Below are 14000 nucleotides of genomic sequence, written 5' to 3'. Positions count from 1 at the left end.
CATGGACTACCAACAGTATTTTCGTGACCAGTTGAGGCAATTGCAGGACGAAGGAAATTACCGGGTCTTCGCCGAGCTTGAGCGTCATTGCGGAGCATTTCCAACTGCACACAACCACGCAGAAAACGGACCTGAGAAAGTCACTGTCTGGTGCTCGAACGACTATCTGGGAATGGGTCAGCATCCAAAGGTTCTGGCAGCCATGCACCGGGCGATTGATAGCTGCGGCGCAGGGGCTGGCGGGACCCGGAATATTTCGGGGACCGCGCATGAGCATGTTCTGCTTGAGCGCGAGCTTGCAGATCTGCATGGCAAGGAAGCAGCGCTGCTATTCACGTCCGGGTATGTTTCAAATTGGGCTGCTTTGGGAACTCTGGCCTCTCGAATTCCCGGTATCACGGTTCTGTCCGACGAATTGAACCACGCGTCGATGATCGAGGGTATCCGCCACAGTCGTTGCGCAAAGCGGGTCTGGAAGCATAACGATTTGAAGGACCTTGAACGACATCTCATGAACCTGCCGTCCAACTCGCCAAAACTGATCGCGTTTGAAAGTGTGTACTCGATGGATGGCGATATAGCACCAATCGCCGAAATCTGCGATCTGGCGGATCGGTACGGCGCGATGACCTATCTGGACGAGGTTCATGCAGTAGGGCTGTATGGGCCGCGTGGTGGTGGCATCGCCGAACGCGAAGGGTTGATGGATCGCCTGACGGTCATCGAAGGCACGTTGGGCAAAGCGTTCGGCGTGGTTGGTGGATACATCGCGGCGTCAAAGGAACTTGTCGACTTTGTCCGTTCCTTTGCCAGCGGGTTTATCTTTACCACCGCATTGCCCCCGGCCGTCGCCGCCGGTGCCGCAGCATCCGTTCGGCACCTCAAGCAAAGCAATGCGGAACGGTGTTTGCATCAGCAACGCGTAAGCGAGGTTCGCGGCAGGCTGGACGCTTTGGGCATACCGCACACACCCAACCCAAGCCACATAATCCCGGTCATGGTCGGCGACCCGGTTAAGTGCCGCTTTATCTCGGATGTCTTGATGCGCGACTATGGGATTTATATCCAGCCGATAAACTATCCCACTGTCCCGAAAGGCACCGAACGTCTTCGGATCACACCGTCACCTGTACATTCGTCAGAAGATGTAACCCGGTTGGTCGAGGCATTGGGTGCGTTGTGGACACAGTGTCAGCTTGCGCGCAAGCCAATGGCTGCACAGTGAGAACTTGACGAAAGGCAAAGACGGGCACGTAAAAAGGTGAGAGTTTTTGTCTATGGAACGCCTCATCGATCTGCTGGGAGATTCGGGCACATTGGCTGTAGCCGGTTTGCTTGTTGGCATCCTGTTTGGAGTTACCGCTCAGAAATCTCATTTCTGCTTGCGGGCATCCACTGTTGAAGTCGCTGAGGGCGAGCTTGGGCCCCGTCTGGCCGTCTGGCTGATCGCATTCACGTCGGCGCTGACCCTGGTTCAGGGGTTCGTTTCGATTGAATGGCTGGATTTGTCCGGGGCGCGTTCGATTGCGTCAACAGGCAGCCTGAGCGGGGCGGTGATCGGCGGTCTTATGTTTGGCGTCGGAATGATTTTGGCGCGCGGATGCGCGTCGCGCCTGTTGGTGTTGGCCTCATGCGGCAACCTGCGGGCAATGGTGACGGGGTTGGTTCTGACGTTGGTCGCGCAAGCGGCTTACACGGGTGTGCTCAGCCCCGCGCGCGAGACGCTCTCCGGTATTTGGACGATCGCAGGTGGCAATGCGCGCGACCTTTCGGCACTACTTGGGTTTTCGCCCATCGCGTACACAGTCTTTGCCGCAGGGACCTTTGTTCTGGCCGTCGTGTTTGCAGTGCGCCAGCAGGTGACAGTGACAAAGATTGTCACGGCCGCCGGAGTTGGTGTCGCCGTGGCGCTTGGCTGGTTGATGACATTTGCGATTGCACAAGCCTCCTTCGAAGTCGTGCCGGTGTCTTCGGTCACGTTCACCGGCCCGGCAACGGATACATTGATGGCGCTGGTGGCCGAACGGAACATTGCGCTGTCCTTTGGCATTGGTCTGGTTCCGGGCGTTGCAATTGGCGCCGCTGTTTCTGCCGTTCTGTCCGGCGAGTGGAAGATCGAACAGTTCGGCCCGGATACTCCGATGGAGCGTTACCTTGTCGGGGCCGTCTTGATGGGCTTTGGTGCAATGTTGGCAGGTGGCTGCGCCGTTGGTGCCGGATTGTCCGGGGGATCGGCCTTGTCGCTGACTGCGTGGCTTGCCGTCTTCTCGATGTGGGTCGGGGCCGTCGCCACCCATCGGATGATGATGCGAATGCCCGTTCTTCGGCGGTCCTGACTTATTCGAATTCCATCTGTTCGTAGACCCGACCCGCGTTTTTCGTGGCCAGTTCTTCGAACGTGTCCAAATGGGCATAAGGGCTTTGGTCGACGTAATAGGCCTCGGCCAGATCCCCGCCAGCATCCATATGTTCCTGGATCTTTGCGCGCAGGTAGATCAGATAGTCGCGTGTATACCGGCGCACCTGATCCATGTTCGTAGGATGACCGTGCCCGGGGATCACATATCTGGCTTCCAGTGCCTCGAATTCGTTGTCCCAGGTCTCAAGCCAATCTGCAGTGTAGGTGTCCTGAAAGATCGGCAGCATACGTTCGTGAAATGCCATGTCACCGGCGATGACAAGGCTTTGATTGGGCAACCAGATCGAAATGTCGCCGGGGCTGTGCGCAGGTCCAAGATGTTTGGCCTCGATGCGAAAATCGCCGAGTTCGACAACGTATTCATCGTCAAACGTTTCTGTCGGACCGGCCAAAAACGTTCCTTTTGCCTTGTCCTTGTTATATGCCTGCATCCCTTCAAGGATTTGAGGCCCATATTCTTCGAATTCAGCCGCAGCATCTGAATGAGCGACGATGGGCACCCCAAGTTCCGACCAGTAGGCGTTCCCCAGCATAGCGTGCCCCTGACCGTTTTCGTTGAAGACAAGCATCACGGGCTGATCCGTGAGCGCTTGAATCTCCTTATGAAGCGCTTCGGCAAGCACATAGGCCGCGCCACCGTTGATGACAACAACGCCCTCTCCGGTTACGATAAAGCTGAGGTTATTGTTGTGGCCCGAATTCTCATAAGTCGGGGGTGCGGTTGCACCGATGGCGGAAAAGACGCCGGGAATAAATTCGACAGGTTTCGAGTAAAGAACGCTCTGCGGGTACTGGTCTGCAATATCCTCACTGGCCCAGGTTTGCGTGGCCAGGGTACAGGCAATCAACAATGCGCGCATCATGCAGGCTCTCCAATAAATCGATAGGTCGAACCGGCCTTTTCGACACGGCCAATTCCGCCATTTGGCAAATGGAATCCAATAATCTTCATTTGGGCATGAGAAATCTGATCCAGCAGCGATTTCCGGGCACTTGCCGCGGCGCCGGGGTCCTGATCCGTACCGCTCAGCCAGTCTGGACGCTCGAACGCGACGTGTGGATTGCCGAGCGCATCGCCCACGACCATCACCGCGTCACCGCCTTTGCGAATTTCGAACGCCATATGTCCTGGCGTGTGCCCGAAACTAGCGCGTGCTGCGATACCGGGAAGGATTTCCTGCCCATCATCAAAGAATGCAACCATGTCTTCGATGGCTTCCATGCGCCGCTTTGCGCCCACCGCGAATGCCGTGCGGTCGGCTCCTATCGTGTCAACGGTTGCAGGGTTCCACCAATAATCCCATTCCTTGCGGCCAAAATGATATCTGGCATTGGGAAAGAGGGGATCTCCGAAGTCGTCCAGCACACCCCAGATGTGATCCGGATGCGCATGGGTGAATATCACCTGCGTGACCTCATCCGGATATAACCCGACGGCGTCCAGAGTTTCCGGAAGTTTGCCAGCGGTTTGCATGAAATCCGGCCCGGCCCCAACGTCGAACAGTATGGTATTCTGGTCATCGCGGTAGAGCACGATGTTGCACTCGGGCTCGTAACTGGTCAGATCTGCCTGATAGCGGTTCAGAAGTTCTGTCAGCTCTGCCTCGGGCATTGCCCCAAAGACCATTTCGGGCGGCAATGACAGATACCCATCTGCCAAAGTTGATATCCTTGCCGATTGGCCAAGTGTCATTTCCGCAACCGCAAAGCTGGGTCGCAGGCAGAGCGCCGCCAGACATGCGCCTTGGGACAGGAAGTTCCGCCGGGAGAAATTTGGGTCTCTGCTCATACAAAATCAATAAGATGAATGTTTATATTTGTAAATGATGAATGGCACGGGCGGCACATTCTCTCTGGGGCTTTTCACCACTTGCGTTGGAACGTTCGCAGCAAGGTGTCGCATATCTGGCCCTTCCCAAAGTACCTTTGACACGTCTTGGCGAAACAGGTTCAGTAAGGACTATCTGGAGCGGCGGTGAAAACCTGAGCATCGCGGCGCAGGACGTCTTGTTGCAGGTGCAGGGCACCCGCCACGACTTGCCGGAGATTTCAACGCCAAATGACCCACCAATTCACTTTAGTTGTGACGTCACCCAGCCAGTGCATGCGGCAGGTGTTCAACCAGTGCCCGTTGCACGACCGCAAATCTTGGCGTGTGTGCGATTTCCTCTAGCGTTGCGACCCAAAGTGGAACCTCGATTCGGGGATCAATGTTGTTCAACCTATGAAGCCGGGGATCAGCGTCGCCTATAAACGCAGGTAAAAAAGCTCTCCCCACACCGGATGCAACCATCTGCTGAAGCACCAGAAAACTGTCTGCTCCGTTTGTCATGTCATCAGCGCGAACATGTTCAGCCAACCATTTGGCCGGGAGTGAACGGCTGAGGGCCCCATCAAGCCGCATCCATTTTTGATCATGGGTACCGTCACTATAAACCCCGAAGCGCAACGTTCCTGCGCGCTCTCCAGTCAAGCCTTCACCTAGTTGAACCGAAGGGCGGACAACTATATCTGCGGTTAACCTGGTCAGATCATGGTGGCTGTTTCCGCTGAGGATCGTCAGTTCGAGGCTGGGGTAGAGAGCGGAAATTGAGTTTAGTATCTGTGGCAGGACAAACTGGCAAAGGCTGTCCGTGGACGCGATACGCACATGACCCGCAGGCGAACGATTTGCGCCCACAACGGCGCGTTCGACCGAAAGTACGGCGTCTTCAACGCTTTCCATGGCGGACAGAATTGTTCTGGCTTCAGGAAGAACCGAATACCCCGACGGGTCTTTCCGAAAAACAGCGCAGCCATATCGGTGTTCAAAGGCGGCAACCCTGCGCAGGACGGTTGCATGTGCAACGCCCAGGGCTGTTGCCGCCGCATTCAACGAGCCGTGTTTGCTGACGGCGAGGGCATACCGAATATTGTCCCAATTGTCGTTGTTCATAAATGAACAGGTGAGGCCGAATAACAAACAATTACAAGAAAAATCGTTCAAGCTATCATATGGCACATTAAACAGGGAGCCACACCATGATGAAGAAATCTTCGATCTTTGCGGCAGGTCTTTTGTCCTTGGCCGTAGTTGGAACTGCAATTGCTCAGGATAGCGAAAACCCGGCCGTAAAAGCGCGGACTTCAATTATGCAGCTTTACGCTTTCAACCTTGGCACGCTGGGTGCCATGGCCAAGGGAGAGGCAGAGTATGATGCCGAAGCGGCTACGCGTGCCGCAAATAATATCGTCGTCGTGTCGCAGATCGACCAATCCGCGATGTGGCCAGCCGGATCGGATAATGTGTCAGACCCGTCCACCCGCGCCTTGCCCACTATTTGGGAGAACTTTGCAGATGTCGGCGCTAAAGGGCAGGCACTGGCCGATGCCGCTGTTGCGATGCAGGCTGCGGCAGGTCAGGATGTTGAAGCCCTGAAAGGGGCGATGGGCCAACTTGGCGGAGCCTGCTCGGCCTGTCACAAAGCTTACAGAGCACCAGAAAATTAAAGGAGTATCGATCAGTGCGGCGCATTCTACTTTTCGCCGTTCTAGTCATGCTTATGGCCGGGTTGGCCGGTTTGCTGCTAACCCGGCCGCAAAGAGTTGATCCGGCACAGTTGGCCGGTCTGACCCCCGACGTGACCAGAGGGGCGTCTGTTTTCTATTCAGCAGGATGCGCCTCATGCCACTCGGCCCCGGATGCCCGCGAGGAAGGAAAGCTTGTTCTTGCTGGCGGGCGCCGGTTTGAAACGGATTTCGGTACGTTTGTAGCTCCAAACATTTCCAGTGATCCAGACGCCGGAATTGGATCATGGTCTGCGCTGGATCTGGCCAATGCCCTGAAACACGGAACAGGCCCCAAGGGACAGCATTATTACCCGGCCTTCCCCTATACGTCTTATGCCAAGATGACAGTCGGGGACGTCGCGGCGCTTCATGCGTTTTTGAACACCCTGCCTGCGTCTGATGCGGCAAGTATCCCGCATGACGTCGGTTTCCCTTTCAACATCCGGCGCGGGCTGGGGTTGTGGAAGCTTCTGTTCTCAGGCTCGGGCTGGGTGGTCGAAGGTGATCTGACCGATCAGCAAATCCGGGGCCGGTATCTGGTGGAAGCTTTGGGGCACTGCTCAGAATGCCATACACCACGAAACGGACTGGGAGGGTTGAAGCGGGATCTTTGGCTGACCGGAGCGCCAAATCCGAATGGCAAGGGCCGCATCCCCGGTCTGACCACTGCCCAGCTTGACTGGTCTGAGGCTGACATCGCTGAATATCTGAAATCCGGTTTCACACCGGATTATGACAGCGCCGGAGGCGAAATGGTCGAAGTCATCGAGAACACCTCGAAACTAAGCGATGAAGACCGATTGGCCATTGCTGCTTACCTGAAATCCGTTCCCGATCAGTGAATTGGCTACTGGTTGCAGAAACTCTGGATTTTGTCAGCGCAGGTCTTATGGCACTGGGTCAAACCAGCGCGTCTACATTGCTCAGATCTCTGGCAATACGGATCAGCGGGCATTGCTCTCCTATGGCCAGCCGACCCGCGTCGGTTAATCCCATCACTTCGGCGGGTATGCGAGTTGCGGCGGCCAATGCGTCTTCCAGCGGCACTTCTGCTTGCGTGGTCAGGACACGCAGCGCTGTGGTCAAGTCCAGATCAGCCCCCGCCAAAGTACCATCAGACAGTGTCAAACGCCCGTCTTTGCGGGAAATGCGGCGGCCTTCCAGTTCGAACATGCGCTGGTCCGTGCCAGCCGGTGCCATCGCATCGCTGACCAGAAATATCCGGCTCGGGCCCCGCTTGGCGACCCAGGCTGTGCGCATGGCTTCGGGGTGAACGTGAATGCCGTCAGCGATCAGTCCGGCGTTCAATCGACCCGAGGCCAGAACCGCCCCGACAAGCCCCGGAGATCGATTGCCGAGTTGACTCATGGCATTGAACAGATGCGTGACGCAGGACGCACCGGCCTCGGCATAAGACAGGCAGGTATCAAAATCCGCATCACTGTGGCCCAGCGATACAACGGCACCGGCCGAGACCAGCGCTTTTACCTGCGCAATTGATACGTTTTCAGGCGCAACCGTCAGCATCAATGCGGGCAGGGCATGCGCAGCCGTGACAAGCGTCGTCAGGTCTTCGTCATCAATGGGGCGGATCAGGGCTGCATCATGGGCACCTTTCCGAGCCACCGAAAGATGCGGCCCTTCCAGATGCAGGCCAGCGATCCCCGGAACACCCGCAGAAATCGCGGCCTTGACCGCTTCGATGGCGGCGCGGGTCTTGGCTGCGGTATCCGTGATCAGGGTGGGTAGGATCGAGGTTGCCCCAAGCGTCCGGTGCGCCTCGGCAATACGCGCAAGCGTTTCGACAGACGGGGCGGCGTTGAACATCACTCCGCCGCCGCCATTCACTTGCAGGTCAACATAGCCGGGGGCCAGTATGTCGCCTTGCAGATCGACAAGCTTGCAAGCGTCTGTATTCACGTCAACGCCTATGTCAGTGATGCGGCCAGCCTCCAGCCGCAGCGCGGCACCGTCGTGCAATTTGGTGCCGTCAAAAACAAGCCCGCCGTGGTAGATGGTCGCCTGGCCGCTCATACCGTTTCCGTCACTTTTCGCAGGTGACGTGGCGCGTCCGGGTTGATCCCGCGTTGTACAGCGACCTGCTCGACCATTGAATAAAAGGACACGATGGCGGCTACCGGGTCCGTCAGCCAGTGATCCGTGCGGACATGAGGCAGTACCTCGGCCTTTGTGACCATTGGGCTGGTGGCAAATACCTGTGCCCCCTTGGCCGCGAGCGTGTCGGCAACCTCGGCCAACAGCGGCTCTGCGGGATCATTGGCGGCAAAGGCAATAACCGGGAATCCGCCTTCCACGATCGAAACAGGGCCATGCAGCACCTCGGCCGAGGAATAACTTTCGGCATGGATCTGGCAGGTTTCCTTGAATTTCAGCGCGGCCTCGTTCGAGATCGCCACGCTTGGTCCGCGACCAAGCGTATACAGCGAGCTTTGGGTGACAGCCGCCGCCGCCCTGCTCCAGTCACACCGAGTCGCGGCATCAAGGTGCCTGGGCAGGCCACGCAGCGCAGCCAGAAGATCTTTGTCGTCTTTCAGTTCCGCCAGCAGCCAAAGCCCGGCAACCAGCGAGGTCACGAAGGTTTTTGTCGCTGCTACACTAAGCTCGGGGCCTGCGTGCAGCGGCAAAGCCGCCTCAGCCGCCAGTGCAAGGGGGGAAGATGGGTCATTTGTGATTGCTACGGTGCTGGCCCCGGCCTTTCGGGCACTTTGCGTAAGTTGCACGATATCCGGGCTTTTTCCTGATTGTGAAACAGAAAGGCAAAGCGCCCCGGCCACATGCAGGTCAGCGCCATACACTGACGCGACCGATGGGCCGACGGATGCCATCGGCAAGCCAAGAAGCAATTCGCTTGCGTATTTCAGAAAGGTGCAAGCGTGGTCTGAAGAGCCACGCGCCGCCGAAATCATGAACTTCAGCCCACCGTTCCGGGCGACGTCCGCTGCTGTGCTCAGGGCGTCTCCGCCATTGCTGAGTAATCGCTCAACAGCGACAGGAATTTCTTCGATTTCCTGACGCATCAGGGTCGTTTTCGGGGTCATCGGGGCAGCCTTTCCATCAGAATCGCAGATCATGGAGTAAGTCGCAGCTCAGCCACAAAGTCATAGGCATCGCCGCGATAGTTGGATTTTGTGAATTCGGCGACGCGCCCGCCTTCCAGATGGGAAATCCGCTGGATGCTCAACCCTGCCGCGCCTTCGGCGACACCAAGCAGAGCTGCATCTTCAGCCTCAAGATTTACGGCGGAAATCTTCTGGATGGCGCGAACAGGTCGGCAGCCGCTTTCTTCCAGTAGATCATAGAGTGAGTCGCGCACGGCAAGCGGATTTGGCAGAATGTCCAATGGCAACGAGGCACGTTCGACTGCCATGGGACGCCCGCCAGCCTCTCGCAGGCGGCAAATGCGCGCCACCTGTCCGTCAGCGGGCAGCCCGAGCACCGCCGTTTCCTCGGGTGATGGTAGAAAAACGCCCCGTTCCAACCACTTGGAGGTTGATTCCATACCGCGCAGGCGCATGTCCTCACTGAAAGACGTCAGATGCGAAAGCGATTGTTCCAATTTCGGCGCGGCGTTCCGTACGAAAGACCCGGAACCCTGCCGCTGTACGATTGCGCCCTGTTTCACCAGTTCCTGAATGGCCTTGCGCACGGTGACCCTGGACAGGCCGGTGATCTCGGCGATCTCGCGCTCGGGCGGTAATGAGGAATTCGGGGGAAGGACTCCAGCGTCGATGCCTTCTTCCAGCCGCTGGCGCAGCCGGACATAGCGCGGCCCGCCACCGTTCTCGAGCCAGTCGTCAGAAGCCAGAAAAGATGCTGCGTTCATGCCGAATGCTCCACTTGGAAAGCCCGGGCCAACGCGATGGCCCCGTCGATAGGCGCACCTTTGGGCTCTGTTACTGCGCCACGCGCACGATCCGGCAGATACGCCTCATAGTGAGGGCCAATACCCCCGGTCAGGCATAATGGCATGGCCGGGGTCCAGCCCATTGCTTCCAGTGCTTGCAAAAGATGCGCAGCACCTTCGTGCATAAGCGAAACCGCCCGCTCATCTCCTGACCTCGCCGCCGCTGTCACCTGTCGCGCGATCTGGCCGAATTCATGTGGTCGTGCCGCGGCCGCGAAAGCGACAATACCGCTTGTACTGCCAAATGCGTTCAGCAAGCCCTCAGTCAGGTTGGATTTTGGCACCAGCCCGTCCCATGCATCCAGCGTCACCGAAAGCGCTCTGCGCCCAATCCACTGAGCAGAGGCCTCATCCCCCAGCACAGAGCCCCAGCCACCGGCAAAGCGTCGGCCGGCTTGCGATTGCAGGGCCAGAAACGAACCCGTTCCGCAATGGGCGATTGCACCGTCGGTTGCTTGATGCGCGCCCGCCAGCGCAGGGTGGCGATCATCCTCGACCAGAATACTGTCTAACGGCAAATCCGCCGCCACCCGCTGGGCGATCTGATCACCTGTAACTCCCGCAAGTCCAAAATACGCCGGTATCGGCTTCAGGGTCTCGGGCTGAACACTGAGCTTGGTCGCAAGCATCTTCAGGCCGTCTTTCAGCCGTACAATCGCGCCGTCATAATCGCTGGCGACGTTGGCGGGGCCAACCTCGACCACCAGTCGCTGCTGGCCATCGTCATAGGCGATCCGACAGTTCGTTCCGCCGCCGTCTGCCGCGATGATTGGATTGTTTTTCGACCTAAGCATGATGATACCTATATAATGCCTATGCTGAGCTGTAAATGCCAAAGTAAATCCAATATGGGCGGAAAGATCGAAAATACGTTGAATTATAAGGCCAATAGCGGCTGAAAAAAAATTAGTGGACAAATGGTATTGTATAGGTATTCTTTCTGGCAACGAGGAGAAACACGTGCTGCCACACATCACCGAACAACTCCACCCGGACGCATACGATTTGGGTAACCGACCGCTGGAAGAGGCGGCGCTGGCCCTGTCCAGGGGTCAGCAGGAAGCGGCCGGTGCCCCGCAGGGCGCCCTGCGTGGGATATGCGACGGTGCCGACGCCATGGCCCGCAGTCTGGCATCAGGTGGTTCATTATATTACGCGGCGGCGGGGTCTTCGGGGCTGATGGCTGCGGCTGATGCAATGGAACTGGGCGGCACTTTCGGCATCGACGAAAACCGAATCCATATCCTGATGGCCGGAGGATTGCCGCAATCCGCGCATATGCCCGGTGGGACCGAGGACGACACCGACGGGTTGGTTGAAGGGCTGGCCGGGCTTACCTGCAACGACACGGTCATTGCTGTCTCTGCCAGCGGCAGCACCCCTTATACACTTGAGGCCGCGCGACTTGCGCGTGCTGCGGGTGCCAGCACGATCGGGATAGCCAACAACCCGGGCAGCCCACTGTTGACGCAATGCGATCACGCGATTCTGCTTGCCACCCCGCCTGAACTGATTTCAGGCTCAACCCGAATGGGCGCCGGTACAGCCCAGAAAATCGCGCTGAATATGCTGTCCAGCCTTATGGCAATCAAGTTGGGTCATGTTCACGAGGGCATGATGGTCAACCTGCGAGCAGACAATGCAAAGCTGCGCGCGCGTGCGACCGGCATCGTCGCCCGGATCGCCGGAGTTGATGCAGGCACCGCCCAAAACGCCTTGGATGAAGCGCATGGAGACACCAAATCCGCCATTCTCATCGCCGCTCGCGGCGTTTCACTGGCGGCAGCCAATGCGCGCCTGAAAGAAACGGGCGGAGTTCTGAGCGCGGCACTGACACCTGATAAATAATTGCAAACCAAATGGGAGAGTACAATGAAACGTAATAGCCTGAAACTGGCCTTGCTTGGTGGGACGCTGTTAGCCTCTGCCGCCTATGCCGAGGACGTCACGCTGACCATCGAAAGCTGGCGAAACGATGACCTGACCCTGTGGCAGGACCAGATCATCCCGGCCTTTGAAGCAAAGCATCCTGGAATTAAAGTCCAGTTCACCCCGTCTGCCCCGGCAGAATATAACGCGGTTTTGAACTCGAAACTCGATGCGGGGTCTGCTGGTGACCTGATTACCTGCCGCCCCTTCGATGCTTCGCTGGCGCTTTATGAGGCTGGTCATCTGACCGATCTGTCCTCGGTCGAGGCGATGAACAACTTCTCGGACGTTGCAAAGTCTGCCTGGCAGACGGATGACGGTTCGGCCAGCTTCTGCGTGCCGATGGCATCGGTTATTCACGGCTTCATCTACAACAAGGACGCTTTTGCCGAGTTGGGCCTCGAAGTGCCGACCACAGAAGACGAGTTCTTTGCCGCTTTGGACAAGATCAAAGAAGACGGCACTTACATCCCAATGGCGATGGGTACCAACGACCAGTGGGAAGCTGCCACGATGGGTTACAATAACATCGGGCCGAACTACTGGAAGGGTGAAGAAGGTCGTCAGGCGTTGATCGCAGGCGAACAGAAGCTGACCGATGAAGCCTGGACAGCCCCGTACGCAACGCTGGCCCGCTGGGGTGCGTATCTGGGTGATGGCTACGAAGCACAGACCTATCCCGACAGCCAGAACATCTTCACTTTGGGCCGCGCGGCCATCTATCCTGCGGGATCATGGGAGATTTCCGGCTTCAACGCACAAGCCGATTTCGAGATGGGTGCATTCAAGCCTCCGGTTCAGAACGCAGGCGACACCTGCTATATCTCGGACCATACGGATATCGGCATCGGCATGAACGCGGCCACGAAGAATCCTGAAGCCGCTGAAGCATTCCTGACCTGGGTCGCAAGCCCTGAGTTTGCTGAAATCTTCGGCAACGCTCTGCCCGGCTTCTTCCCGCTGTCGAGCACTCCGGTCGAGTTGCAGGACCCGCTGGCCAAGGAAATCGTCGGCTGGCGTGAAGAATGTGAATCGACTATCCGCTCGACCTATCAAATCCTGTCGCGCGGCACACCAAACCTCGAGAACGAGACCTGGGGTGCATCCGTTGCCGCGATCAAAGGTGCCAAGTCGCCCGAAGAGCTGGGTGCAGAACTACAGGCGGGCCTCGCCTCGTGGTACGCACCACATCAGTAAGCTGAACCATACCCGGGCAGCATGAGTTGCCCGGGTACGCCCGGCATTCCATCGAAAGCGCTCCCCATGACCCGCCCCCGCATCCGCTGGCATATCGTCGTGTTTCTGGCACCAGCCGTGCTTGTCTACACAGCGGTGATGATCTTTCCCCTGTTCAACACGCTCCGTCTGGCCCTTTACTCTGAAGTCGACCAGAGCCGCATATTTGTTGGACTGCAGAACTTTCAAACGCTGTTCTTCGATCCGATTTGGTCGGAACAGTTCTGGAATGCGCTGGGCAACAATTTCTGGTTCTTTCTGATCCATATGCTGGTGCAGAACCCCATCGGTATCGCGCTGGCCGCGCTTCTCAGCCATCCGCGCCTGCGATTTGCGGTGCTCTATCGGTCGGCGATCTTCATTCCGACAATCCTCAGTTTTGTGATTGTCGGGTTTGCATGGAAACTGATCTTGTCGCCCATCTGGGGCATCGCGCCTTCGATGCTGGACGCGGTTGGGCTGAAATCCCTCTTTGCCCCGTGGTTGGGGAAGGAGGAATATGCCCTGACCACACTGGCTTTGATTTCGGTCTGGCAGTTCGTTGGCATCCCGATGATGTTGATCTACGCGGCCTTGCTGTCGATCCCCGAGGAAATCCTGGAAGCCGGGGAAGTGGATGGCATCACCGGTACAAGTGCCTTTTGGAAAATCAAGCTGCCGCTGATCCTGCCCTCGATCGGGATCATCTCAATTCTGACATTTGTCGGCAATTTCAACGCCTTCGATCTGATCTATGCTGCACAGGGCGCTCTGGCGGGGCCTGACTTCTCGACCGATATTCTTGGCACCTTCATGTATCGCACATTCTTTGGCTTCCAGCTGCAATTGGGTGATCCGCATATGGGTTCGGCCATCGCTGGTGCGATGTTTGCAATCATCCTGCTGGGTGTCTGTGTCTACCTTTTCGGCATCCAGACCCGGATGCGCCGGTACCAGCTTTAA

General features: G+C 57.5%; 14 protein-coding genes. 7 read left to right on the top strand and 7 right to left on the bottom strand.

Annotated features, from left to right (window positions below; translation table 11 throughout):
- Position 1 precedes the first annotated feature (1 nt).
- Entirely contained in the window at positions 2-1225 is a 1224-nt protein-coding gene (gene hemA / locus ACR0M9_RS13115) for a 5-aminolevulinate synthase (protein WP_480773810.1), read from the top strand.
- 52 nt (positions 1226-1277) lie between these two features.
- Positions 1278-2336, top strand: a complete 1059-nt coding sequence (locus ACR0M9_RS13110; RefSeq protein ID WP_480773809.1) for a YeeE/YedE family protein — start codon at positions 1278-1280, stop codon at positions 2334-2336.
- Position 2337: 1 nt separating this feature from the next.
- Here ACR0M9_RS13110 and ACR0M9_RS13105 read toward each other — a convergent pair whose 3' ends face one another.
- From ACR0M9_RS13105 to ACR0M9_RS13095, 3 genes are all read right to left on the bottom strand, one after another.
- Entirely contained in the window at positions 2338-3282 is a 945-nt protein-coding gene (locus ACR0M9_RS13105; protein ID WP_480773808.1) for an MBL fold metallo-hydrolase, read from the bottom strand.
- Positions 3279-4208, bottom strand: coding sequence for an MBL fold metallo-hydrolase (locus ACR0M9_RS13100; protein ID WP_480773807.1), 930 nt, complete (start codon positions 4206-4208; stop codon positions 3279-3281). The genes ACR0M9_RS13105 and ACR0M9_RS13100 overlap by 4 nt, the downstream gene beginning before the upstream one ends.
- A gap of 300 nt (positions 4209-4508) precedes the next feature.
- The gene (locus ACR0M9_RS13095; protein ID WP_480773806.1) at positions 4509-5549 is read right to left on the bottom strand and encodes a LysR family transcriptional regulator; all 1041 of its coding nucleotides are present in this window, start codon (positions 5547-5549) and stop codon (positions 4509-4511) included.
- 2 nt (positions 5550-5551) lie between these two features.
- On the opposite strand from ACR0M9_RS13095, the gene ACR0M9_RS13090 reads away from it, so the two are divergent.
- A complete protein-coding gene (locus ACR0M9_RS13090) occupies positions 5552-5908 on the top strand; it encodes a c-type cytochrome (RefSeq protein WP_480773805.1) in 357 nt (118 codons plus the stop codon).
- 14 nt (positions 5909-5922) lie between these two features.
- Positions 5923-6810: a c-type cytochrome gene (locus ACR0M9_RS13085; protein WP_480773804.1), complete on the top strand. Its 888-nt coding sequence runs from the start codon at positions 5923-5925 to the stop codon at positions 6808-6810.
- Positions 6811-6868: 58 nt separating this feature from the next.
- On the opposite strand, the gene nagA is transcribed toward ACR0M9_RS13085, so the two are convergent.
- Genes nagA through ACR0M9_RS13065 form a run of 4 tightly spaced genes read right to left on the bottom strand, consistent with a single transcriptional unit; the run spans position 6869 to position 10687 of the window.
- Complete coding sequence (nagA, locus tag ACR0M9_RS13080) at positions 6869-8002, bottom strand: N-acetylglucosamine-6-phosphate deacetylase (RefSeq protein WP_480773803.1); 1134 nt, start codon at positions 8000-8002, stop codon at positions 6869-6871.
- The gene (locus tag ACR0M9_RS13075) at positions 7999-9027 is read right to left on the bottom strand and encodes an SIS domain-containing protein (protein WP_480773802.1); all 1029 of its coding nucleotides are present in this window, start codon (positions 9025-9027) and stop codon (positions 7999-8001) included. Before ACR0M9_RS13075 ends, nagA begins: the two co-directional genes overlap by 4 nt.
- A 29-nt stretch (positions 9028-9056) precedes the next feature.
- Positions 9057-9812, bottom strand: a complete 756-nt coding sequence (locus ACR0M9_RS13070) for a GntR family transcriptional regulator (RefSeq protein ID WP_480488043.1) — start codon at positions 9810-9812, stop codon at positions 9057-9059.
- The gene (locus ACR0M9_RS13065; RefSeq protein ID WP_480488045.1) at positions 9809-10687 is read right to left on the bottom strand and encodes a glucosamine kinase nucleotide-binding domain-containing protein; all 879 of its coding nucleotides are present in this window, start codon (positions 10685-10687) and stop codon (positions 9809-9811) included. Before ACR0M9_RS13065 ends, ACR0M9_RS13070 begins: the two co-directional genes overlap by 4 nt.
- A 166-nt stretch (positions 10688-10853) precedes the next feature.
- Between ACR0M9_RS13065 and ACR0M9_RS13060 the strand changes: the two genes are divergently transcribed.
- The 3 genes from ACR0M9_RS13060 (at position 10854) to ACR0M9_RS13050 (ending at position 14000) form a co-directional block, all read left to right on the top strand.
- Positions 10854-11741 carry an N-acetylmuramic acid 6-phosphate etherase gene (locus ACR0M9_RS13060; protein WP_480773801.1) on the top strand — a complete coding sequence of 296 codons (888 nt, stop codon included), beginning with the start codon at positions 10854-10856 and terminating at the stop codon, positions 11739-11741.
- A gap of 24 nt (positions 11742-11765) precedes the next feature.
- Positions 11766-13019 carry an ABC transporter substrate-binding protein gene (locus tag ACR0M9_RS13055; RefSeq protein WP_480773800.1) on the top strand — a complete coding sequence of 418 codons (1254 nt, stop codon included), beginning with the start codon at positions 11766-11768 and terminating at the stop codon, positions 13017-13019.
- A gap of 66 nt (positions 13020-13085) precedes the next feature.
- Positions 13086-14000: a carbohydrate ABC transporter permease gene (locus ACR0M9_RS13050; RefSeq protein WP_209597484.1), complete on the top strand. Its 915-nt coding sequence runs from the start codon at positions 13086-13088 to the stop codon at positions 13998-14000.

Source organism: Ruegeria sp. CH2 (assembly GCF_056537065.1).
This window is presented reverse-complemented; position numbering and strand designations above follow the sequence as displayed.

Coding starts and splice junctions, on each gene's coding strand:
- ACR0M9_RS13100 (WP_480773807.1), bottom strand. CDS start 4,208: ATGAGCAGAGACCCAAATTTCTCCCGGCGGAACTTCCTGTCCCAAGGC.
- ACR0M9_RS13110 (WP_480773809.1), top strand. CDS start 1,278: ATGGAACGCCTCATCGATCTGCTGGGAGATTCGGGCACATTGGCTGTA.
- ACR0M9_RS13090 (WP_480773805.1), top strand. CDS start 5,552: ATGCAGCTTTACGCTTTCAACCTTGGCACGCTGGGTGCCATGGCCAAG.
- ACR0M9_RS13055 (WP_480773800.1), top strand. CDS start 11,766: ATGAAACGTAATAGCCTGAAACTGGCCTTGCTTGGTGGGACGCTGTTA.
- hemA (WP_480773810.1), top strand. CDS start 2: ATGGACTACCAACAGTATTTTCGTGACCAGTTGAGGCAATTGCAGGAC.
- ACR0M9_RS13050 (WP_209597484.1), top strand. CDS start 13,086: ATGACCCGCCCCCGCATCCGCTGGCATATCGTCGTGTTTCTGGCACCA.
- nagA (WP_480773803.1), bottom strand. CDS start 8,002: ATGAGCGGCCAGGCGACCATCTACCACGGCGGGCTTGTTTTTGACGGC.
- ACR0M9_RS13105 (WP_480773808.1), bottom strand. CDS start 3,282: ATGATGCGCGCATTGTTGATTGCCTGTACCCTGGCCACGCAAACCTGG.
- ACR0M9_RS13075 (WP_480773802.1), bottom strand. CDS start 9,027: ATGACCCCGAAAACGACCCTGATGCGTCAGGAAATCGAAGAAATTCCT.
- ACR0M9_RS13065 (WP_480488045.1), bottom strand. CDS start 10,687: ATGCTTAGGTCGAAAAACAATCCAATCATCGCGGCAGACGGCGGCGGA.
- ACR0M9_RS13070 (WP_480488043.1), bottom strand. CDS start 9,812: ATGAACGCAGCATCTTTTCTGGCTTCTGACGACTGGCTCGAGAACGGT.